The sequence below is a fragment of the Kangiella marina genome, assembly GCF_039541235.1.
GTDB classification, from domain to species: domain Bacteria; phylum Pseudomonadota; class Gammaproteobacteria; order Enterobacterales; family Kangiellaceae; genus Kangiella; species Kangiella marina.
Genome location: NZ_BAABFV010000002.1, coordinates 535,665 through 558,682, shown reverse-complemented (window position 1 = coordinate 558,682; position 23,018 = coordinate 535,665). Strand labels below are relative to the sequence as shown.

21 protein-coding genes are annotated in these 23,018 nt (G+C 38.1%); all 21 read right to left on the bottom strand.

The window, feature by feature from the left end:
• Window positions 1–25: 25 nt before the first annotated feature.
• Window positions 26–868, bottom strand: a complete 843-nt coding sequence (gene galU / locus ABD943_RS10805) for a UTP--glucose-1-phosphate uridylyltransferase GalU (RefSeq protein ID WP_425559476.1) — start codon at window positions 866–868, stop codon at window positions 26–28.
• A 296-nt stretch (window positions 869–1,164) separates the two neighbouring features.
• Window positions 1,165–1,926, bottom strand: coding sequence for a glycosyltransferase family 2 protein (locus tag ABD943_RS10800; protein ID WP_345293197.1), 762 nt, complete (start codon window positions 1,924–1,926; stop codon window positions 1,165–1,167).
• A gap of 12 nt (window positions 1,927–1,938) precedes the next feature.
• The gene (locus ABD943_RS10795) at window positions 1,939–2,886 is read right to left on the bottom strand and encodes a UDP-glucuronic acid decarboxylase family protein (RefSeq protein ID WP_345293196.1); all 948 of its coding nucleotides are present in this window, start codon (window positions 2,884–2,886) and stop codon (window positions 1,939–1,941) included.
• On the bottom strand, window positions 2,883–4,130 hold the full coding sequence (locus tag ABD943_RS10790; RefSeq protein ID WP_345293195.1) for a hypothetical protein: 1,248 nt from the start codon (window positions 4,128–4,130) through the stop codon (window positions 2,883–2,885). The genes ABD943_RS10795 and ABD943_RS10790 overlap by 4 nt, the downstream gene beginning before the upstream one ends.
• A 20-nt stretch (window positions 4,131–4,150) precedes the next feature.
• Window positions 4,151–5,314, bottom strand: a complete 1,164-nt coding sequence (locus ABD943_RS10785) for a nucleotide sugar dehydrogenase (protein WP_345293194.1) — start codon at window positions 5,312–5,314, stop codon at window positions 4,151–4,153.
• Window positions 5,315–5,346: 32 nt separating this feature from the next.
• Window positions 5,347–6,903, bottom strand: coding sequence for a capsule biosynthesis protein (locus ABD943_RS10780; protein WP_345293193.1), 1,557 nt, complete (start codon window positions 6,901–6,903; stop codon window positions 5,347–5,349).
• A gap of 4 nt (window positions 6,904–6,907) precedes the next feature.
• Window positions 6,908–7,873: an acyltransferase gene (locus ABD943_RS10775; protein WP_345293192.1), complete on the bottom strand. Its 966-nt coding sequence runs from the start codon at window positions 7,871–7,873 to the stop codon at window positions 6,908–6,910.
• Window positions 7,870–9,090 carry an MATE family efflux transporter gene (locus ABD943_RS10770; protein ID WP_345293191.1) on the bottom strand — a complete coding sequence of 407 codons (1,221 nt, stop codon included), beginning with the start codon at window positions 9,088–9,090 and terminating at the stop codon, window positions 7,870–7,872. The genes ABD943_RS10775 and ABD943_RS10770 overlap by 4 nt, the downstream gene beginning before the upstream one ends.
• Window positions 9,091–9,099: 9 nt before the next feature.
• Window positions 9,100–9,915 (bottom strand): phytanoyl-CoA dioxygenase family protein, encoded by an 816-nt coding sequence (locus ABD943_RS10765; protein WP_345293190.1) that lies wholly within the window; start codon window positions 9,913–9,915, stop codon window positions 9,100–9,102.
• 84 nt (window positions 9,916–9,999) lie between these two features.
• A complete protein-coding gene (gene pseI, locus ABD943_RS10760; protein ID WP_345293381.1) occupies window positions 10,000–11,055 on the bottom strand; it encodes a pseudaminic acid synthase in 1,056 nt (351 codons plus the stop codon).
• On the bottom strand, window positions 11,045–11,692 hold the full coding sequence (locus tag ABD943_RS10755; protein ID WP_345293189.1) for a formyltransferase family protein: 648 nt from the start codon (window positions 11,690–11,692) through the stop codon (window positions 11,045–11,047). Before ABD943_RS10755 ends, pseI begins: the two co-directional genes overlap by 11 nt.
• Before the next feature lies 1 nt (window position 11,693).
• Entirely contained in the window at window positions 11,694–12,764 is a 1,071-nt protein-coding gene (gene pseG / locus ABD943_RS10750; protein ID WP_345293188.1) for a UDP-2,4-diacetamido-2,4,6-trideoxy-beta-L-altropyranose hydrolase, read from the bottom strand.
• Window positions 12,761–13,447, bottom strand: coding sequence for a pseudaminic acid cytidylyltransferase (gene pseF, locus ABD943_RS10745; RefSeq protein WP_345293187.1), 687 nt, complete (start codon window positions 13,445–13,447; stop codon window positions 12,761–12,763). The genes pseG and pseF overlap by 4 nt, the downstream gene beginning before the upstream one ends.
• Before the next feature lie 5 nt (window positions 13,448–13,452).
• Complete coding sequence (gene pseC / locus ABD943_RS10740) at window positions 13,453–14,610, bottom strand: UDP-4-amino-4,6-dideoxy-N-acetyl-beta-L-altrosamine transaminase (RefSeq protein ID WP_345293186.1); 1,158 nt, start codon at window positions 14,608–14,610, stop codon at window positions 13,453–13,455.
• Window positions 14,611–14,614: 4 nt separating this feature from the next.
• Window positions 14,615–15,631 (bottom strand): UDP-N-acetylglucosamine 4,6-dehydratase (inverting), encoded by a 1,017-nt coding sequence (gene pseB, locus ABD943_RS10735; protein WP_345293185.1) that lies wholly within the window; start codon window positions 15,629–15,631, stop codon window positions 14,615–14,617.
• A gap of 43 nt (window positions 15,632–15,674) precedes the next feature.
• Window positions 15,675–16,592 carry a Wzz/FepE/Etk N-terminal domain-containing protein gene (locus ABD943_RS10730; protein WP_345293184.1) on the bottom strand — a complete coding sequence of 306 codons (918 nt, stop codon included), beginning with the start codon at window positions 16,590–16,592 and terminating at the stop codon, window positions 15,675–15,677.
• 78 nt (window positions 16,593–16,670) lie between these two features.
• Window positions 16,671–18,140: a capsule assembly Wzi family protein gene (locus ABD943_RS10725; RefSeq protein WP_345293183.1), complete on the bottom strand. Its 1,470-nt coding sequence runs from the start codon at window positions 18,138–18,140 to the stop codon at window positions 16,671–16,673.
• Window positions 18,140–20,851, bottom strand: a complete 2,712-nt coding sequence (locus ABD943_RS10720; protein ID WP_345293182.1) for an SLBB domain-containing protein — start codon at window positions 20,849–20,851, stop codon at window positions 18,140–18,142. The genes ABD943_RS10725 and ABD943_RS10720 overlap by 1 nt, the downstream gene beginning before the upstream one ends.
• Window positions 20,848–21,630, bottom strand: coding sequence for a 3'(2'),5'-bisphosphate nucleotidase CysQ (cysQ, locus tag ABD943_RS10715; RefSeq protein ID WP_345293181.1), 783 nt, complete (start codon window positions 21,628–21,630; stop codon window positions 20,848–20,850). The genes ABD943_RS10720 and cysQ overlap by 4 nt, the downstream gene beginning before the upstream one ends.
• A gap of 196 nt (window positions 21,631–21,826) precedes the next feature.
• Window positions 21,827–22,345 carry a transcription/translation regulatory transformer protein RfaH gene (gene rfaH / locus ABD943_RS10710; protein WP_345293180.1) on the bottom strand — a complete coding sequence of 173 codons (519 nt, stop codon included), beginning with the start codon at window positions 22,343–22,345 and terminating at the stop codon, window positions 21,827–21,829.
• Window positions 22,338–22,973 carry an MlaC/ttg2D family ABC transporter substrate-binding protein gene (locus ABD943_RS10705; RefSeq protein ID WP_345293179.1) on the bottom strand — a complete coding sequence of 212 codons (636 nt, stop codon included), beginning with the start codon at window positions 22,971–22,973 and terminating at the stop codon, window positions 22,338–22,340. The genes rfaH and ABD943_RS10705 overlap by 8 nt, the downstream gene beginning before the upstream one ends.
• Between the last annotated feature and the right edge of the window lie 45 nt (window positions 22,974–23,018).

Here is a 23,018-nt window from a genome sequence, read left to right as displayed (position 1 = left end):
GCTATACACAGTTTTGTCATGTATTTCAAAATCTGGGGTCTAATTGAGCGAACTCTAGAAAGGTTGAGACATAACCCGTTTTATTACCACAGTCATGACTCTTTCCTGTAATATGGAAAGCTTCTACTTTTTCTGTTTCAATCAACTTATCTATAGCATCCGTTAGCTGTATTTCCCCTCCAGCACCGGGTTTCGTCTTTTCTAATAATGCCCATATGGATGGTGGTAAAACATATCGGCCTACAACTGCATAATTAGATGGGGCTTGTTCCTTCGAGGGTTTTTCTAAGAACGAAGATACCACACAACTATTCCCTGGTAACAAACTCTTACCATCCAAATCAGCAATGCCGTACTTCTCAATATCATCATCTTGAACGGGTTCAACCATAACTTGCCCAACTGATGTATTTTCAAAACGCTTAATCATTGCAGCAAGATTTTCTTCTGCTAGATTAGAAAGATAGTGGTTAATCAGTACATCGGGGAGCAATACGACAAAATCATTGCTACCAACAATATCTTGAGCGCACAATATAGCATGTCCAAGGCCTAAACCTCTTGATTGGCGGACAGCGCAAATATTAAGGTCATTAGGGCACACTGAACGTACTGAATTTAAAACTTCGTTTTTGTCCTTTGCTTCAAGCTGCCATTCTAACTCAAAATTAGTATCAAAATGGTTTTCTATTGACGATTTACTAGCATGTGTTACCAGTACTACCTTTCTGATTCCAGCGCTATATGCTTCTTCCACCACATATTGTATAAGTGGCTTATCTAGTAGCGTAAGCATTTCTTTGGGGATGGATTTTGAGGCTGGCAACATTCTAGTTCCAAAACCTGCCACAGGAATTATTGCTACCATTGAGTTAAACTGATTTCGACTCAAACATTACTCCTAGCTAATATTCATGTTTATAGTGTTATGACGGCTCACTTTTTTACCATATAAATCAGAGAATTACGAATTGAGACTTTCGAATAATATCTGTTAAAGCTAGTTCTAACTTTCATACAATCTCCATGAGGAGGGGTGTTAATAAAGGGAGCCCGTGTATTTTCAATCGGAACTTACTTTTAACTATCGTATATCCATTAATTCTACACTATTAAAACAGCCAAGCGCATTTTGTTCTTACGCGCTTTAAAAATAAGTTGAAATTAAAATTTTCGATGCTTTAAATAACCACGGATAGAATAACTAATAAATACTTTTAATGTTACAAAAATATTAAGATTTTCATGACTACGAAGCTGCTTCCAAACTTTTTTTGCAGACTTAAATTTGTTACCGGAAACCGATTCTTTGCCAGAAACCCTATAGCGTGTTAGATCGTCGTTCAAGCCATAACTTTTCGCCCCCCTTCTAAGCAATTCCAACCAGCAAGCAAAATCATCATAATACACATTAGCCATCATGGCCTTACCAATACTTTTGGTGTCATAAACAACTGTGGATGTGGTGATTGCAGTGTTTGAAAGCAATTTTTTATAGGTCATTGTAGAAGGCACTTTAATAAGTCTTCCCTCTTCGGTATTTTTGGCATTTACTCTTCTATACGCTGTATAGATCAAATCTACTGCTTGCTCATTCATAGCTTGAAGACTGTAAAGCAACTTATTAGGAAGCCAGAAATCATCGCTATCCAAGAAAGCAATGTACCGACCTTCAGCAGCTTTGATCCCTTCATTTCTAGCCAAGGCAGGTCCTACGTTATTCTTTAATGATAGTACTTTGATTCTAGAGTCTTCTGAGGCCATGCCCTTTATAATCTCTAAAGTACTATCCTTAGAACAATCGTCAATAATAAACAACTCCCAATTTTCATAGGTCTGCCCTATGACGGAACGAATACTTTGTTCAATATAGTCCTTTGCATAATAAGCAGGCATTATAATTGAAACTAAATTATTATTAGACATACTTACCTTTTACTAGCTAATTTCTGTAGCAAAATAACTAATGGCCATTCTTAAGCCATCTTCCAACTGCACTTTTGGTGACCAGCTCAATTCATTTTTAATTTTTTCAATCGCTGGTTGTCTCTGTTTGGGATCATCTTTTGGCAAAGGTTTCATTACCAGCTTTGAATTAGAGGACGTCAACTGAAGAACTTTCTCCGCCAATTCAATCATTGTAAATTCGTTTGGGTTACCCAAGTTGTAAGGTGTCGCAACCTTACCTGCATTCATCACAGATATGATCCCGTCGATCAAATCATCAACGTAGCAAAAACTTCTTGTTTGCTTACCATCGCCATAAACCGTGATGTCCTCTCCTTTGAGTGCTTGAACTATAAAATTACTAACGACCCTACCGTCATCAGACCTCATTTTGGGCCCGTAAGTATTGAATATTCTAACTAACTTGGCAGCAACACCATATTGCTGAGAGTAATCAAAAATCATCGTCTCAGCAGCTCTTTTCCCTTCATCGTAACAAGATCTAATGCCCATAGGATTAACATTGCCCCAATAAGACTCCGGCTGTGGATGTACCAATGGGTCGCCATAAATTTCACTTGTTGATGCGTGTAAGACCTTGGCTGAAGTCTTTCTGGCAAGTTGTAAAACATTTCTCACCCCTAGTACAGATGTTTCAAATGTATACACCGGATCTTGCTGATAATGAGGAGGGGAAGCAGGGCAGGCCAAATTATAAATTTCGTCAATTTTTAGACTAGAATCCAATTCAATTTCATCGCGGATGTCATGATTAATCAATTCAAATCTGTCATTATCAAGTAAATTTGAAATATTACTCTCCCTACCAGTATAAAAGTTATCAATACAGATAACATTACTTCCTTCATCTAATAACTTTTGGCATAGGTTCGAGCCTAGAAAACCAGCGCCACCCGTTACAACTACATTGCTACTCACATTTTCTCCTTAATTCTGATTCTTAATACATAGTGTAGGATAATTGTTGAAAATATTACTATTGGGGCATGCATAAAATCGATTGCAAATAAGAACGGTGAAAATAATAATGTTATGAATAAAGTATCTCTAAAGAGCTGAAGTAAAATCGAATGTCTAAATGCCCTAGTTAGCGTGTTACTCAGCCCTGCAACAAAGCCCGTAAAGAAACTAATAATTATCATACCCCAAACTCCAAACTGATAATAAAGAGCACCAGGGAGTGATGGAAAGCGTCCAGCCAATGGCCACTCTCCATTAGGTGCAGCTACAATATTAAATTTTGCTAATTGCTGAAGAGGCATAAGGAACAAAATAGTCTCTCCGTGGTTTTCAGCGTTAATCAAACCCGAGAAAGTAGCGAAGCTGTGTGTAATATAAGAAGCTGTAAGTACTAGCAAACCAAGCAATAATCCAAATGGACCCGAGTTAATAAATGCCTCAAACCAAGGATAGATTTCTAAACCGAGATAGCCCAACATTTTTCCAATATAGTGACTTGGTTTAATATCACTTAGCATTGCCCTTGATACAAATATGTAACTGATATAGTAAAGAAAACCAATTCCAGCAAAAGTACTCACAAGAATCAGCTTGACTTTTTTAGTTTTAACATTTTGTTTGTTTGGGATTGCTGAGTATGTATTCCAGCTAGCAATTGCATATCCTATTGTGAGTAATATGACGCTACGCCCACCTGTTAAAATTGCATTAAACAATGCTAATAATATAATTAATATAATTGCAGACCTTAAATTTTTTGCCCCATTTTCTTTCATACGAAACAAAATAATCATTGCGGGTATAAATAGAACAGCAAGTGGATAGCCCAGCAATGTATAAAATGAGGATACGCCAGAACTATTTTCTTCAGAATGCCTCCATTCATTACCAGCTGCTAATAACCCTTTAGAGTAATCTAGTCCCTTCACAAGCAACTTATCGAGAAACAAAAATATTGTCCCTATTACAGCTAAGGCTAATAGGTAATATATAACTTGTGAGTTAGGCTGGTATATTTTATTTACGTAACTTGAAGGACGAACATTTATTATTTTGGACAAGGTATAGCCGAATAATATCATACATAGGAACAACAGTTGAAAAGTGAAAGTGGCGATAGCTTGAGCATAAATTGAGTAAACAGGTAATAGTAAAACACCTGACCAGTACAGTATCCATGCTGACAAAAACCATTTAATCACATTAATACCTTGTGATACATTTAGTTATCTTCATAAACATCTCTTGTGAAGACTTTATCATTAACATCAGCAATCTCCTCTGAAACACGGTTTGCGACAATCAAATCACAATCATTTTTAAATTTAGTTAAATTGTTTTCGATTATTGACTTACCATCCCATTCACTAATGCTAGGCTCATATATTCTCACATCAATGTCATTATTTTCTAGTTTGTGAATTACATCTAAAATTGCAGAAGAGCGATAATTATCGGAACCAGACTTCATTATAAGTCTGTAAATTCCTACCGTTTTAGATTTTTGGTCTATTATCGATTGAGTAATAAATTGCTTTCTTGTTTCATTCGACTCAACAACGGCACTTATAAGATTGTTCGGAATACCTTTAAAGTTAGCAACCATTTGCTTAGTATCCTTGGGGAAGCAATAACCTCCATACCCAAAAGATGGATTATTATAATTTGAGCCTATTCGGGGATCCAACACTACACCATCTATAATTTCTTTTGCATTTAAGTTATTACCATAAGCAAAACTATCAAGTTCATTGAAGTATGCTACTCGCATAGCTAAATATGTATTAGAAAATAACTTGACGGCTTCTGCTTCTGTCGCCCCCATAAAAAGAACTGGAGTATTACTTGATAGGGCCGCATCTGATACCAACTGAGCATAAGCTCTTGCTGCTTCTGATTTACACCCTAAAATGATTCTTGAGGGATATAAATTATCTTCTAATGCTCTTCCTTCTCTTAAGAACTCAGGTGAGAATATGATACGGTTAGTGTTATATTGCTTTCTAAGAGATTCGGTATATCCGACCGGAATTGTCGACTTTATAATGATAGAGCACCGCGTATTTTCTTTCAGAACCTGCTCAATTACACTCTCAATACTTTGGGTATTAAAGTAATTTGTATCGGGATCATAATCTGTTGGTGTTGCGATCACAATGTAATCAGCCTCACTGAAAATTCCTTCGCGGCTTAATTTTGCTTGTAGGTTGAGGCTTTTTGTTAAAAGGTAATCTTTAATACCTTCTTCATCAATTGGTGATTTTTTGTTTTGAAGTAAATCTACTTTGCTTTTATCAATATCTACAATTGTAACATTATTTCTTTGTGCTAACAGAACTGCATTTGATAGCCCAACATAGCCTGAGCCTACAACAATAATATTCATCAAATCCTCTTAAAATCTGGTTGTAACATTAATTAACGATCGCCTCTTTTTAGGTGATCTCTTAAACCATCTATTAATTTAAAACCACCTCTTCTAGATATTTTAAGACGATGACCAAGGTTTGAGTTCATACTTTTTGGGGAAACCAACTCCCTCCAGCGCTTTTCAATTATCTTCTTGATTACTTCTAATTCATCTTCATCGGTTTGTTCAAAACTCTTATCATATGCTTCGACTTGGTTCGACTTAAACATTCTAATTAGTACATCCGGATCAGCGCCAGAGTAATACTCATATCTAGTGGTTGTTCTTGCTTTAACATTATCAATATACTGAGGGAACCTTCTCGCCCTTAAATAGACATAACGCAAAGTTGATTGAATAATTTCAACAGGACTAATATCTACTATTTTTTCGGAGTCGTACAATTCTTCCTTTCTTTGGAAGCATCGAACAAAACGGCAATTCATATAAGGGGATGGACCTAAGCAAATAACTTCTTTTCCACAGGCTCCGGCCTCAACTGCGGAAGAACCCCCATTCATAATGACAATATCGGCTTGCTGAATTAGATCATAGGTACTTAATTTGCTATCACTAGAAACAACATGTACGCCCTTAGCATTAGCCCATTCCGAATAATGATAAATAGACTTCTCGCCTTTAACTGCGCCTATATTTTCGGCCCAATTTGGATGAAACCTTATAACCATTTGTTGTGGGTTAATATTAAATGCTTGCATGTAATCATTTAAAGCATCTGTATTAGATTTCCATGTACTTTTCCATTCATCGTGCCCGGCAAATTCATTTTTACTACTCGGAATAACTAACACTTTCTTTCCTTGAGTATTGATAGGCCATTTCGCAGGTTCTGGATTAGCATTATATAGACGCCACTCAAGTGTATTGCTTTGAAGAAAGCGTTGCGCTATATGATTACCGGCTAAAAGAGCTTGTTCCTTGGTTAATGGCTTAGAGTCAAACTCTTGGACCAATTTATCGACATGCTTAATGGACAAACAGTTAGATCCTGGGTTTAACCTAAGCCCATCACCAAACCAAGTCCTTTCATGTGTGATAAAGGGTACATTCTCTATTTCACAAGCGTAGGTAATAGCTCTTGTAACATCCATTCGACCATTAAAAACTACAACACCATCTAACTGATTATTTCTAATCCAATTGGTAGCTGAGTTATATGTCTTTGCTATGGAGGGAATGAGCTTTTCGACAGTTTTTTCAACTTCTGCTAAATGATGATCATCATCACTCTCGGTTCTATTTAAAGTGCAAGCACTTGAGAGTGCTATATTCCGAAGTTCATCTTCTGTTATATGATGCTGAGTTTTCTTCTTTATACTTGTTACATTGCCAACAGGATAACTTCTTATACCACCAATAATACATTTGGAACATTCACTAAGTTTAGATGTATCTTTTAAAGATCTAGGGTAACAATCTGACAGAGCGGCATCACAAGTGAGAAAGTGTGTATTATGACCTGCATCCTCAAGAGTTTTCGCCAAAAAATATAAATGCTCCATATGAGGCCTGAAGGCATAGATATTTACTAAACCAATATTCATATATTTAATCTTCTATTTTAAGTTGTACTAATTTTATTTTAGTCAATATCTCTTCAGAAAAGCGAAAAGTAAGTAGCTCAGAAACTAAGTAGTTTGGTATATCATCCCATATAATTATGTTCCGACCAGGTTCCAATTTTTTTTCCAAGCCATATAGTGAAATAATATTTGAAGCCGTATTACTTAACAGCTCTATTTCTAATTCGACTTTAGAAAAAGAAGAAATTACTTCAAACTGAAAGACTTCAGATTTAAGTTTAAACGAAAGTTCCCCAGAAACTAGTGAATTAACATCATAATTTATTTTTGATTTTATATGAGGGAGAGTCTCCGGATCATAAAAGTCATATACTGATTTTGATGATAATTGGAATCTGTTAGAAATAAGCTTAGCCGGCATTCCTGCGTAAACTGAGTAAGCAGTAGTATCCTTTGTTACAACAGAGTTTGCACCAATTACACATCCCTTTGCAATTTTAACCCCAGGCATAACTACCACATTAATACCCAACCAAACATCATCCTCAATTAGTATTGGTTTGTTAGGTAGTACTGAGCATATTTTTTCCTGCACTCTTATAGGTAAATGAGGCTGGTGACTATAAAGATGTGAGCCAGATGATAAAAAAACGTTGGGAGCTATAATTACATCTGTGCCAATTGACACATCACCATTAATAGTAACATTTTTTTGTATCGTTGTTCTTTCGCCAATATCAATTAAATTGTTTGCGTTGATTTCACAATGTTTATTAATCCAAACATTATTGCCTAAAATTATCTTCCCCTTTCCAGCATTAAGAACATACCCATTTTTTACTCTAACATTATTACCGATATTGAAAGAAGATATTGGGCTAGTTATTTTGCCAAACATTGACAAATAACTACCTCTAGTCGTTGACTTGATTATAATAATAATACTTTTAACTTTATATATTAATAAGCTCAATAGTTTAGTAATCATCATTTTTTGACTCTCTTATAGAGAATTAATGCAAGCAGTATTAAACTAAGTAATGTAGTAATGATTGCTACAATATAAATAGTAAGATTAGTGCTCATACCAATATCTAAATTGTTTGCTAAGAATGCCGCAATGACAAATGTAATCAATCCTAGAAGAAAAATGCGGACTTGATATCTCTCACACTTGAATATCAACCCCATATTAGAAATAAAGTCAGAAGCTCTAATGATCATTAGAACATAAACTAAAACCACAAATATCTCTACATTCTCACTATATTCGACAAACCATTTATTTATTGTAAAGCAAGTAAGATAAAAACCAATTGGACTAAGTAAAAGTAAAGCTAAAGCTAAAAAGAGTGAAAATTTAACAATTTTTTTGTAAGCAAGTATTTCGTTATTTTTTGCGAGAAGAGTAGCTTCAGTAAAGATTCGTATATTTAATACTTGCTGCAAATTAAGCCCTATGCTGATCATTATCCAATAAAAAGAATATATTCCAAATTCTTCAGCATTTAAAAGAATAGCTGCAACCCACTTATCTCCATGAATAAAACTTGTTGATAAAAGTGTTAGAAATATAAGCTGTTTATTTTTGAAAGCTCTCTGAATTGACTTTTTAACCTCTCCAATTTTTAAAGGTGTTTTAAAGCGGTTTATCAAGTAGCTGACTTGAAGCAGGAGCAGTATAAGACACTCTGCGACTAAGATAGATATAGCAGACTTATAAAACGATAAAGCCAATAATCCTGCAATCGTTATTGCTAGCGTTCTTAATAACAATCTCTTGCCATATTCTTTAAAATGCAACTTTGATTTTATTAACAACAAATCTTGGAAAAACAAACCAGTAAATATGCCGTGAACAACACCTAAAACTATTAAGTTGTAACTTTGCCCACTTATTAAACTAATACTTAACGTTAGTAGAACTAGAAATACTCCGTTAAAGAAGATCGTGTTTTTGGTAGCATTATTTAAAACTACAATATCAGCCAGTTTTCCATTAACAAATAGAGATGGCACTTCTCTGTGAGCAATGGATGTCAAACCTAAGCTTGCTACGAGAGCAAAAACAGATGAAATTACATATGCTTTTGAAAAATATCCAAACTCAAGCGGTCCAATATAGAAAGAGTAAAGTGCTATTTTTGTTATAGAAAATAAAGAGCTTAAAAGCACTAAAGCAATATAAAAAAATTTTTTTTCTCTCACGGTAACTATTTAATCTTTTATAATGAGTTCTAATTTATCTATAGTGTCGTTTTGTACACCATAATCAAATAGAGCAAACTGTATTTGAAAAATTAAACGCGGGCTAGATATTGGAGTCGAGCCTTTATGGAATCCATAAGTATCTTCAATTATCACATCACCTGAATTTCCAAGCATTTCAATAATACTTTGTTCCCCATAAAGCTCTACAATCTCTGAATCTTCATATCGCCTATTCCTAAAAAGATTTTTCCACTTATTTTCTTTGCATCTATTATGTGATCCTTTTACAAACACGTGCGGCCCACTACTTTCATCAACATCCGTTATGTAGAAAAAAAATTTTATGAATTTAAAATCATCAACATCTCTATGAAAATAATGAGCATGTTTCTTACGATCTTCTTCAGATGCTCTCGTAGGAAATGTCCACCATAAATTACATCCTACAAATTTATAACGATTTCCTAAATATTGTTGTGTTATCGCATGAATTACTGGTGACCTAATTACTTTGTCTAGTATTGGAAGCTCATCTTGTGCATTAAAGTATTGTGCTAGTAATATATTTTTTCCAATTGCTTCCTCAGCCAATTTTAAATCTTTCAAATAAAACCCCCAACGAGGATTCCTTAATGCATAGCAAGGTTGAGTATTACAGAAGTAAAAAATTTCGTTAACTACAGCTGGTGATAATTTTAGATCTACACTATATCCATCTTGTTTCACTTGTTTGGCTATATCTTTTAAATTTGATTTTTTTAATTGTATTAATTCTTCTCGTGCCAGATCAGACCTTTCAAAGTTACCTCTTGTAATCTTCACTAGGCTTGCTATCACTTTCCTTACAAAGGATATATTTGCCAGTACTCGTATTAATCTGAATTTTATATTTTTTGTCATTATCTTTTACAAGCCAATCATTTCTTCTGTAACAGGTGTGCCCGCTTTTATATCTTTTTTAGATGTTAAACCAATAATTTCTTTTAAATATTTCGGCTTAACCCCATATCCTGGCCTTATACTCCTTACATTCACCTGCGTAAAAAGCTCTCCTTTTGCTATATCTTTTACAACATATAGTGAGCGACGAAATATCATATTGTTTTTTTCACTTTCTTTGCGCTCATAGTTCACTTTCCCCATAGCTTGCCAAGCTATTTTACTATCGCGGCATAGTTGAATAAGTTCTGGTTTTTCTAGTGAGAAGCTGTCGTCAGGCCCTCCTCCATTACGGTCAAGAGTTACGTGCTTCTCGATCATACAAGCTCCCAATGCAACAGAGGCAATGGCCGTGGTGTTATCTATAGTGTGATCAGAAAGGCCGGTTAATACATCAAAGCGCTGGGCCATATCAGGAATAGTCGCTAAATTGTAGTCTTCAGCAGGAGCCGGATAGCCGCTAACACAGTGTAGCACTACCAATTCATTACAGCCTCCGTTTCTGGCGGCATCAACGGCTTCCTGAATTTCCTCTTCATCCGCCATACCGGTCGAAATGATCATCGGCTTACCGGTTTTAGCTACATATTCAATCAAAGGAATATCGATCGCTTCAAAGGACGCTATTTTATAGGCTGGAGCACCCAGCTCTTCCAACAGGTCTACCGCTGTAAAGTCAAATGGAGAGCTAAAGATTGTAATACCTAATTCGTTAGCCTTTTTGAATAAAGGCTCATGCCACTCCCAAGGCATATGGGCTTCTGTATAAAGGTCATAAAGCGTCCTGTTGTCCCACAGCCCGCCTTTGATTTTGAAGTCATCTTTATCACAATCAATTGTCAAGGTGTCTTGGGTATAGGTCTGAATTTTAATCGCATCTGCGCCACATTCTTTTGCCATCTTCAAAATATCAAAAGCACGATTAATATCCCCGTTATGATTCGCCGAAAGCTCAGCAATAATATAAGGTGGGTTTCCATGACCAATTTTTCTGCCATCTATTTCTATATAATTAGTTTTCATCATACTTCTCTATAAACAACTTGTATTTCTGTCCATTTAATTCGAAAAATGCAGGATATCTATTTGGATCGCAAACTCTTAATAGATTAAATTGCTCTTTAATGCTTTTATTTACATCAACTTCACTATCGTTCGGTGTTCTCTTGCGGTAATAACTAGTTTCACCATCCTCTTGCGGAGTCGGTTCTACTGTAAAAACATTCTTGCAAGCCCATGAGATAAGCTCAATTTCAGCTTCAAAAAGCAGCGTATTAATTTCATAGTACAACTCCGAGCCTTTAAGCTTGATATGCTTCTTCTTCCAAATGTCACCAGTATCAACACTGTCTTCGGCATTAATCAAAGACAGAGTCAACTCATCTTTGCCTGACAATACATCCCAAGTATGCGGGCTCCAGCCACGCCCTTGCGGCAGATCACTTGCGTGTAACACCAAAGTATGTGAGAACATATCACGGATCTGAACTTTTACAATTTCCGAACATGAAATCAGGAATAAAATATCACCAGGTTCATTTATTTCACTAACTTTGCTGACAATTGAAATACTGTAATTATCTTTATTTGCATTTTTCCAAGCACTAAGATATTGATAAACTGGATGATTTAAGTCCGAACATAGTAAAGTTACCTTCATACTAAAACCACCCTAACATGCGCATTTTCTCGACTACTCGACTACATCCCTTACCATCGCATAGGCTCAGGTTGTTGTGCCGCATCGCTTCAAAGTTATGTAGCAATTTATCCAGCTTAGGGTTTAACTGCGCTGGAACTTCACCCAAAGATAAAGACATGGCCGCATCTTCCTTAACCAGATTTTGACATATTTGTAGTTGATTTTCGGCTAGCGGAATCAAAATACTAGGTAACCCAAGACACGCCCTTTCCCACGATGTTGACCCGGGTGCGCCTATAGCTATAGTGTGTTCCAACATTAGTGTCGCCATGTCTTCACAAAATGGTATATGTCTAAGCCAATCACTGTTGCTTTCACAAAATGAAGCGACACTGTCAAAGTGCGGAGCATTGTAACTGAGCAACACCGTGGTCTTAATTGCAGTTTCTCGTTGCGAAAGTGCGTTCAATACTTGAAGTGTTGCGTTCGGGTTGTCTACTCCCCCCATGGTCAACAACAACCGGTGAACTTGCTTATCTATTTCTTTCGCTAATGCAACTGAGTGCAAAAGGGAAAACTGCTCCTTAAGAAGAGCAAATTTAGTTCCCGACAGTACATGACTGCCTGGGGAAGTTACGTGGTACTCGCTTACTTTCCTGGCTAATGTTTGATCTATGATCATGTCGGAATTATGAGCACGTACCAAATCATCGATAGCGATCAAATTGCACAAGGTGGTAGACTTCACAAGGGTCTCCCAATGCACATTTATTCCGTAATGGTCAATTACAACTAGGTCTGCATCTTCTGCAACTGCCAAGAAATCCTCTGCGTCTTCCGTTTCTGAGACCTGAAGCCAGGCATGATAATCAGTGGTGCTTTCCGGGTTTATCAATTCATCCGGTTGCGCTAACTGTTCAACCTTAAAGCCACGTTTTTTTGTATAGTCACACAAATCACCGGGCTGTACGCGCATGACAAAAACCACATCACTTCCTAGCTTTTGCAACGCATCTGCCAAAGATAAACAACGCATAACATGCCCGCTACCAATATGCACAGAGGCATCTACCCGAAAGTAAACCTTCATTTGCTTAGTGCCGTATACATCACTTCGGCAATTTCCCAGTCTTCAAGCGTGTCGATATCTTGAACTCGCTTTCTGGGCAGCAAAACTGGTTTACTGTGGGGAGCGAAAAACGCAAGTCCGGCTTTAAACGCAGAAACTTTCCCCCAATAAAACTGACCCGCATCATGATACGCCTCAATCAGATCTTGTGAACGCGTGTTTATGTGCTCTGGCTGGAACATATTTACATGTTCATTCTCATCAAGATAGAAGGCTCTTTGAATTGGAAACGCATAAGAGGTCGCAGAAAACGCATATTTTATGTCTGACTCTGCCAACAGGGTTAAACCACATTTGATATCCGTGGCCTGAACAAATGGTGCCGTTGCATAAATGCAGCAAACGTTATCAATCTTCCAGCCTTGGTTCTCGCACCACTCGATTGCATGTTGAATAACATCCATGGTTGTTGCGTAGTCGTCAGAGATGTTATCTGGCCTGAAAAAGGGTGTTTCAGCCCCCCATAACTTTGCAACCTCGGCTATTTCGGCATCATCAGTTGAGACAATAACCCGGTCAAAGCAGCCAGATTCCTTCGCTGCTTCAATTGAATAAGCTATCATTGGCTTACCATGAAACTCTTTGATGTTTTTTCGAGGGATACGCTTGCTTCCCCCTCTGGCCGGAATAATACAAAGGTTCATTTATTTTAAACTAATACTTCCTTGAGAGTTGCAACAACCTTATCTTGTTGTTCAACACTCATACCATGAAACATAGGAATAGAGATAGCTTCCTGGTAGTACTTTTCCGCTTCAGGGAAATCGCCCCAGTTAAAACCCATTGCCTTGTAATAGGGTTGTGTATGAACCGGGATATAGTGCAGATTCACACCAACACCTTTTTCTCTTAGCTCGTCAAATACTTGTTTATGCGTTTTGTTAATCTCTTCCAATTGCAGCCTAATTACGTATAAGTGCAACCCTGAATAAGTATTTTCGAGCTGAAATGGCAGGGTGATTGGCAGATCTTTTAGATTTTCATTATATCTACGAGCTAGCGCATGACGCGCAACTATAAATTCTTCCAAGCGTTGCATTTGAGAAACACCTAAAGCTGCTTGCAATTCTGTCATACGGTAATTATAACCAAGCTCTATTTGTTCGTAATACCAACCACCATGAGACTCCCCTTTCATCATGTTCTCGTCGCGAGTAACTCCGTGACTTCGGAGGAGGTTCATTTTATCAAACAACCCCTGATTATTGGTTACAGCCAAACCGCCTTCAGCGGTTGTAACAATTTTTACTGGATGAAAACTAAACACGGTTATATCAGAATAAGCGCAAGATCCAATTTTTGTATTCTGATAACTTCCACCAATAGCATGCGAGGCGTCTTCAATAATTTTGAAACCATATCGTTTAGATAGCTCATGAATTCTCTTCATATCGCATGGTTGACCACACAAATGCACAGCAACTAAGACTTTAGGTAGCTTACCTGTTTCTTCAGCCTGGATAAGTTTTCGCTCTAATTTTTCGGGGCACAAGTTGTAGGTTCGAGAATCAATATCAACAAAATCAACGTTAGCCCCGCAATATAAACCACAGTTTGATGATGCAACAAAGGTAACTGGCGTTGTCCATAGAATATCGCCATTACCCAAACCTAGAGCAAGGCATGCGATATGTAAAGCGGAAGTCGCACTGTTAACAGCGCAACCAAACTTACTTCCGGTGAACTCAGTAACTACTTTTTCGAATGCTGGAACCTGGGGGCCCTGAGTCAAAAAGTCGGATTTAAGAACACTAAAAATAGCATCAATGTCTTGTTGATTAATATCCTGTTTTCCATAGGGAATCATAGTCTTATAAAACCTTGAATGTTGGATCAACATGATCTTTTATCAAAGACCTTAATGATTCGACTGTTTCCCAATCAGTATTAGTACCTGAATTATATTTAAAACCAAATGGTACTTTCTTAGCTTTATGGTGTTTAATAAAATTTTCTTCGGTATTCATAAATGAAACCGAAGGCAAAATCGCATATTTGTCACCAAGGTCTATTGTATTGATTGAGTCTGTTTCTGTTAACATCTCTTCGTGTAACTTCTCGCCAGGACGAATCCCTACAACTTCAGTTTCGCAATCTGGAGCAACAGCCTTTGCAACATCCAAAATTTTGTATGACGGGATTTTGGGAATAAATATTTCACCACCTAAGTGATGCTCTATAGCAAACATAACCAAGTCCACACCATCTTGAAGAGAAATATTAAAACGAGTCATTTCCGGATGGGTGATAGGAAGAACACCTTCACTTCGTTTCTTTAAGAAAAATGGAATTACAGAACCACGAGAGCCCATTACATTTCCATATCGGACAACACTAAACTTGGTGTCTTTAGACCCCCGAATATTATTTGCAGCCGCAAATAATTTATCTGAAGCTAGCTTTGTTGCACCATATAGATTAATTGGAGCGCAGGCTTTATCTGTTGACAGAGCCACTACATCTTTAACACCACATTCAAGAGCTGCATGAATGACATTCTCGGCACCATCAACATTCGTTCGGATACATTCAGTAGGATTGTATTCAGCGGTATCAACTTGTTTTATGGCTGCTGCATGGATTATCACATCAACCCCTTCACACGCTCGCTTAATGCGGTCTTTATCTCTTACATCGCCAATAAAAAACCTTAACTGAGGGAACTCTTGATGTGGATATTTCAATCTTAGCTCAGACTGTTTTAGCTCATCACGTGAATAGATAATAATTTTCTTCACTGCAGGATAACGAGATAATATAGTCTCGATAAACTTCTTACCAAAAGAACCTGTTCCGCCTGTGATTAATACGCTTTTATTATTTAACACCACTCAACCCTCAAAATTTATTTTTTTGTAATATAGCTGTTTGTCAAAATATATATATAACGCTAAGTATTAAGCCTAACAAAAATCCTAAAATGCAAATAATCAACCTATTTGGTTTGTTTTTCTCTTCGGGAACTTTCGCCCGGCTTATCGTTTTAAATATATACTCATCTGACACCTGCGCCAGCATCTTAGTTTTATGTTGCTCTTGAATGAGTTCGCCAAATACCGTTCTAATCTCTGCAACAGATGTTTGGTTTATTTGTTGCTCGAGGTACTGAATACTTTCATTTGCTTCTTTTAAAGCCCGATCTTTCATGTATTGGTTGATTTCTTGCACCAATAAATCTGTCCATCGCTTTGCGATATTCGGGGAATAATAGGTAACGGAAATACTTATCAAACCAGTTTCTTTATCTTGGCTAACAGAAACGCTTTCTTTAAACTCCTTGTAAAGCTCCCAGCTTGTTGGCTCTATAGTTTTGCCTTTAGGTGGCTCGCGAACCCAATTTTTGGTTTGTGTGTTGTAAAGCTCTCCATCAATAACTAATTCATTTGAGCTTTGGCTCCACCCTTTCGCTGCGAATAATGGTACAGCCAAGCTGTGTCTTTCTATGAACTTTTCTGCGAACCCCCAGCTTTTCATTATCTCCATAGCAATGATGGCATCTGAAGACTCACCACCACCTATGTTGATACCAGCAAGCGATGCTAGACCACCAAACTGACCAGCTAGTTGGCTTAATTTTCCGCCACTTCCACTCTCATTTGGCTGAACGATTGCTGTAGCTTTATATTCGTTCGGCAAATACAAAGCGTAAGCAACTGAAGCGATAGTAAATAAAAAAATTACCCCAACAATGATCCACTTGCCCTTCCATAAAATAGAGAACAATTCACGCAAGTCAATTTCATCTTCTCTATAGGTTGTCTCATTTTCTTGTGTATTTTGAGTACTCATAGTTTCTATTTTTTTGTTAAGAATTCATGTCTAACAGGAGGACTTTGTTTGCAGTCATTATGCACCTCTTTCTTAGACTTATAGTTCCTTTTTCCATGATAAACCTACATTAAGTTTATCTTCTGCTCCTAATAAGCCTTCAAAAGCCTTGTCTTGATAGGTCATATTTAATGACAATAGACCTTGGCTTAACGGTTTTTCGAAACTAATTTCGGCTTTATAGAAGCTAGTTTGGTTGCTAGAAATAGTGTGATTATCTCCAGTACCATCTTTATTCATATCAACACTAGATACTGATACTTTATAGCGTTGCCCGCCTTTTGTTGAGGCAAGCAGACCTATAGTAATACTTTCGGTATCTGCATCGTAAGTCGAACCAATACTTCGTCCTTCGGTTCTATAACCCGTTTGATATATTGAATGTTCATATGTTACGTTTTTAGCGTATTCATTTTCGGTGTCTGCATACTCAATATAACTAGTTATTAAGCTATCACCGTAACTAAAACTATTTTTATACCCTAATTGGTAAAATTTTCTTGAGGGCGCATAACCCGCTTCATCTTCTCCAACTAACTGGCCGTAAACTGAGCCATAGTTTTTTTTTGTAGGAAGTCTCCAATTAAAATCAACTCCCGCCAACTGATTTCCTGCTTCACTTGAGTTCAGTCGGTCATCACAACCATCTTCAATTTCATCACAGTTTGTTCGTCCAATTGCTAAATCTATTAAGCTCGATAAAGACTCTGGTCTTCCTTCTCCACCCCATTGCGCTGTCCGCCTTAACCCTATTTCTAACGAGTCAAATGGTTTAAATGTGACCGACATACCTAGCAGCTTAGCGTGAGGAACAAAACGCCTATCTTCTAACTGCCCTGCAAAAGCAGTAACAGACCAAGGTCCAATCCATGAAAGCCAGTCACTTTCAAAGGGGTCTGCATAGTTACGTTGAATAGACAAAGCTGGAACGGGGCGAGCATTATTACTTAAAATTAACGAGCTATCCCAACCGGGGCCGTACCAGCGCTCCTGAGCACCCGCAGAAAAAATCCAATTGCCCCAAATTGCCGCGACATAACTGTTGTCCAAACGCTGATCTTCACCATCATGAGGTTCAAAAGCTCTTGTTGCTTCAATATTCCATGCAAAACTTTTAGTCATGCCGGTTGTACGTGAGCTAACCTCCGCCTTTTCCCTTCTAGAGTCACCAAAGTGGCGTAGCACCTTGCCTTCATTTCCGCCACGTAAGGTAAACTCTGTACGTGATTCCTTCGAGGTCTCTATTCGAGCTTTTCTTTTTAATCTCATCAAAGCTGGCATTAGTACATCAGGCACGTCGTCTAAGTTTGCATTGTCTATTTCCTTAACCACCCTAGCCCAAGGTAGGGGCCAAGTTGTTATTGGGGTATTGATAACACCATGAGCAGATAAAGCTTCGACATCAGCCCTCAGCCAAGCATCTCTGGTATCCAGCCAAGGCTCGGCTCTTGCCCCACTAGCTCCCAAAAGAAAAGAGCTGACTAATAATATAGAAGCTAAAAATTTCATTAGAAGCTATTTACCGCTGCAGCACCTAGAGCTAGTTGATATACAATTTGTGTAACTTTAGACCAGAGCTCTAAGTTATCGACTCTAGCCGTATCTAATGGCACAACTATAGTATCACCCGGCTCTATATCCGCTGACTTATGAGTTAGCCACGAGGACTCATTTGGTAATATGACTGAGCCGTCAGCCTTTACGATATAAACCGCGTCGCTATTCGCCGTTTCTTTTTCACCGCCACTACGCTCAATATAATCTTCAAAATCAAAATTAGGGTTAAATAAATGCGAAGTTGCTACTTGTACCTCTCCAACAACGGTAATCTCTTGCCTAAAGCTCGGTACTATCAGCTTATCACCGTCTTTCAATATTATGTCTTGTGAGGTGCCTGCTAACACTGAGTCCATATCAACAATAAGTCGACCAGTTGCTTCAGCTGTATCAAGTACATCTAAAAGTGATTGGGCTGTGCCAACGTCGGCTGATTTTCCAATATTGGCATCTTCAAGCTCTGATATTGCAATATCTTGTCGAATCCTAACTTGTAGTTCATCAAGCTTTTTCTGCTCGTGCTCCCGTAAAGCCTTTCTAGAGAATACAGTCGCTTTTGGATGCGCAAACTGGCTAAAGCCACCTACACGCTCCATCAACTGCTTCAAAGTTTCACCTCGAGCAATCTTATAACGGCCAGGGAACTTAACCTCACCTTGCACTTCTACATAGACATCCTCTCTAAAGTCTGGAGTAATTCTAACGTTTAGTTCATCAAAAGATGTTAGCTCGACACCGGTCCCACCTAAAAACTCACTTTTCAGATCAATCCTTAGATGATTTATTTCAATTGAGCCTTCAGAATTAAATTCTTGACGAGTTAATTCGGCTTCTATCGCATAAGCAGATTCTGATAACCCTCCAGCGAGTTGAATAAGGTCAAGTGGAGTCATACCCTTTGTTAAGGGGTACTCATCAGGAAATTTAACAGCACCACTCACCTTGACAATCTGAGAGCGCTCATTATTTGTTGACTGTTGCTTTAACTTTTCTACAATTTCTATAATTTCTTTGTTTCTAAGCTCAAGCTTGATCTGCTTTAATTCTAACAATTCCGCTTCAGCTTGCTCGTCTTCACCTAGCTCTTTTTCCAGCCAAGCAGATTTTTTATTTTGCTTTATCTTTTCTAGTACATTTTGCTCTTGCACAAATACACTGTTCTCTCCTCCTATTGCCCTTTGTAACTCGGCAATTTCTAGATCTTTAGTTAGTCCTTCGATCTTCTGCTCCCTCTTCTCTTCATGATATGCTTCTATTTGTTCTTGAGAAATCATATTACTTAACACATAAACTTCATCGCGAGGTTTAAGAAAGAATGGAGCCCTTGAAGACCACTGTTCTCTTAAACTAACCTTTATCGGATACACAACACCAAGTTCGTTCTTTTGCCTTAAAATGAGTACAGCATCAATATTAGCGTGGGGCTTAAGATGAACCTGACTTTTAATAACATCAGTTAACTTAAGACCTTCAGCCCACTTAAACGAGCCCGGACGATAAACATGTCCTATTAATTCAACAACATTCTCTTTTCGCTCAACCGCAGGATACACCTTCGCAATATCACCACTTTTAATCTTTGTTCTTTTGCCTGAAGCTGTTGCTAAATCAACATCTACAACTGTCCGTTGACCAGAGTCACTATAACGCTCCACTCTCACGTCGCTCTTATAAGCGCTAGGCAGTAAGCCACCTGCTAACTTAATAAGCTCACCAATAGTACTTTCATTTTTCAGCTCATAAATTGCCGGTCGAACTACTTCTCCAGCGACTGAAGCGGTTTTCTTAGCTGAAGGGATATAAATGACATCACCTGAACGAAGGCGCTGATCATCACTAGTGTCACCCTTGAGCAATAGATCGTAAAGGTCGATAGTTGTGACAAGGTTACCATTTCGTTTTAGCTGGATATTTCTTAGCGATCCAATATCGGTAAGACCGCCACTAGCGTAGAGTGCATTCATCACTGTTGAGAGTGAGGAGACCGTATAAGCACCGGGCTTGAAAGACTCACCTAAAACAAAAACTTGGATAGAGCGTAACTCGCCTAAGCTAATGTTAGATTGGACGCCAATATACTGCTCACTAACTTTCTGAGTTAACGCCTCTTTAAGTTCAGAGTAAGATAAGCCAGCAACGTTAACTGGGCCTAACTCAGGAAATTGAATAGAGCCATCACGTTCAACGGCAAGCTCATAGCTGTTATTTTCCTTGCCATAAAGTTGCACTTTAACGACATCACCAGGACCAATAATATAATTCGATGGAACAGGAATATTGTTGACAGGGGTATAAGTAGTTGGAACTCCAGCAAACAAATCATAACCAAATTTTTTCAGTTCGCGCTCAACTCTTGGCAGCTTTTCTTGTTCGATTTCTTTTTGGTCTTTTGATTTCTGCTCTCTTTTCTTTGGGAAGTCTGCAAGCTCTCTTGGTAGAACAGACGAGCCTGACTGTTCCTCAGAAGAAGACGCACTGCCTTGCTGCTTCAAAGATGCACACATTGAGTCCACATCATAACCTGCAGCTCTTGCCATCTGTCGCTGTTGCTCAGTAGCGTTTTCACATAGCTGCTTAGCTTGAGACATCTCATTTGCAGCACTAATGTTTAAAGAAAAAAGAGAAAAAGCTCCAATAACCAAGCCAAGTGTATTCTTCATCATAATTTCGGGCCTTGCGCTATGAAATAAGGGTTTAATAATGATTCTTTTGAGTTATAGGTTAATTCTCGCTCAGTATCATACAGAATACAGCGACCACCTGCAGCTTTTAACACTGCATGAGCTGCTGCAGTATCCCACTCTGAAGTAGGACCGAGTCTTGGGTAAATATCTGCTTTTCCTTCAGCCACAAGACAAATTTTTAACGAGCTCCCCATGGGTACCAACTCGTAATCATCAAATCTTTCGAGGTACGTCTTCATGTCTTCTGACTGATGCGAGCGGCTACCAACCACAGTCACAGGAGTAGCGGTAGACTCGGATACTGAAATAGATGTCGTGCTAGTGGCTGCTCTTTTCCAGGCACCGATACTTTCTCCACCAAAATATAACTCATCTAAAACCGGGGCATATACGACACCAAATATAGGTTCTCCACCTGAAATTAAAGCGATATTAATCGTAAACTCACCATTCTTTTTGATGAATTCTTTGGTTCCATCTAACGGATCGATAAGCCAATAGTCATGCCATTGTGAGCGTTCAGCCCAGTCAATATCAGCCGACTCCTCAGAAAGGATGGGTATATTGGGAGTTATCGTAGAAAGTGATTCGACAATACAATGATGCGAAGCTAAATCAGCTTCTGTTAGAGGCGAGTTATCAGACTTTTCTTGAATATCAAAGTCTCTCTCGTAAATAGACATGACCTTTCGGCCTGCATCAATGGCTATATCATTGATTTTTGAAACAAAGTCTTTGTTTATTAATTCTAAGTTCATCCAATATTCCATTCAACTATAGTTCGGTACCACTGCCTTAGACACGCTACCGCCCGTGGGTTATGGCCCCCAAAGTGCCTATCCTTCTGTTTTTTATTGTAATTTTTATATATCCGCACTTTTCCAAGCGAGCGCTATTATATAGGTTTAAGAATCTAGTCGAAACCAGAAATAGCTAATAATTAAAAAATCTAGTTTAGGTTTTCTCAATGTCTTTATTTAAAAGCTCAAGCTTACTTTCTTTTCCTAAGATATTGAGTAAGACTATTGATCGACGCTCACCATCGGCCATCTGAAACACACCTTCTAAATCTTTGAAAGGGCCTCTTAAAATTCTTACTCGATCACCTTCTTTAGGCGTACCCACGTCAGTGTTTGTGACAAGATTAGTTTCAAGCACTTTCAACTGCTCTAGCAGTTCTAGCGAAATTCGAGCAGGTTTCCCCCCAAAACGAACGAAATCTCGAATACCTCTGGTTGAGCGTATTTTGGCCCATAACTCACCACTAAGTGGAAGCTCGACGAACAAATAGCCCGGAAACATCACTTCTTCAACCATCTGCCTTTTTCCTCGAACCACTTTATCTATAGACATTAACGGTAAAAAGCTGTTAATCGATTGATTTTCAAGGTTTTCTTCAGCTCTTAGCTCCTGACGAGGCTTACAGTGCACTAAGTACCAAGCTGTAGCTTCACTTTTGTCTTTGTCACTCATTACCGATTGTCGCTACTGTTTGATTGAATTCTTGATTCTTTTCATTTAAGGACCGAACGACACCAGCAGCGCCTTTCGAGTCAAAAGTGCTTCTGAACAAGCTTCGCTTCATGTTAACAAAGCTAATCCCTTGAAAACTAAAGTCATAGATCGTCCATTGTTCATTTTCATTGTAGATCTTCAGGTCTACGGGTAATGTTGGCAAAGAAGGGCTTTCGATATTAACTCGCAACCAGCCTTTATTGCCTCGGTCATTCAACCGAACGTCCTTTACCGTCGCTACTTGCTGATCGTATTGATCTAGTAGTTCAAATAAGTAGCGCCTAATGGTCTGCTCATAAGCGCGAGTGAGCTCAAGAACCTCATCCTGTGATAGCTGCTTCCAGCGTGATGGACCGAGCAAAGCACGCATGGTATTTCTAGCCGACCACACCTCTAACAGTTCACTGTCCACAAATTGAATTATTTTTTCAGGATTCTGACGAGCTTTTTGATGATTATTGGTAAGGAAGCTATTGATTTTATTAACTTTTTTATCAAAAAAATCAACCACACCAGAGTTGGCTAACACTGATGCACTAAAGAAGGCTAGAAATATAAAAAGCAACAAGCTCGTCAATCGTTTCATTATTATTGTTCCTCGCCCCAAAATTTGATAACCAGATAATATGTA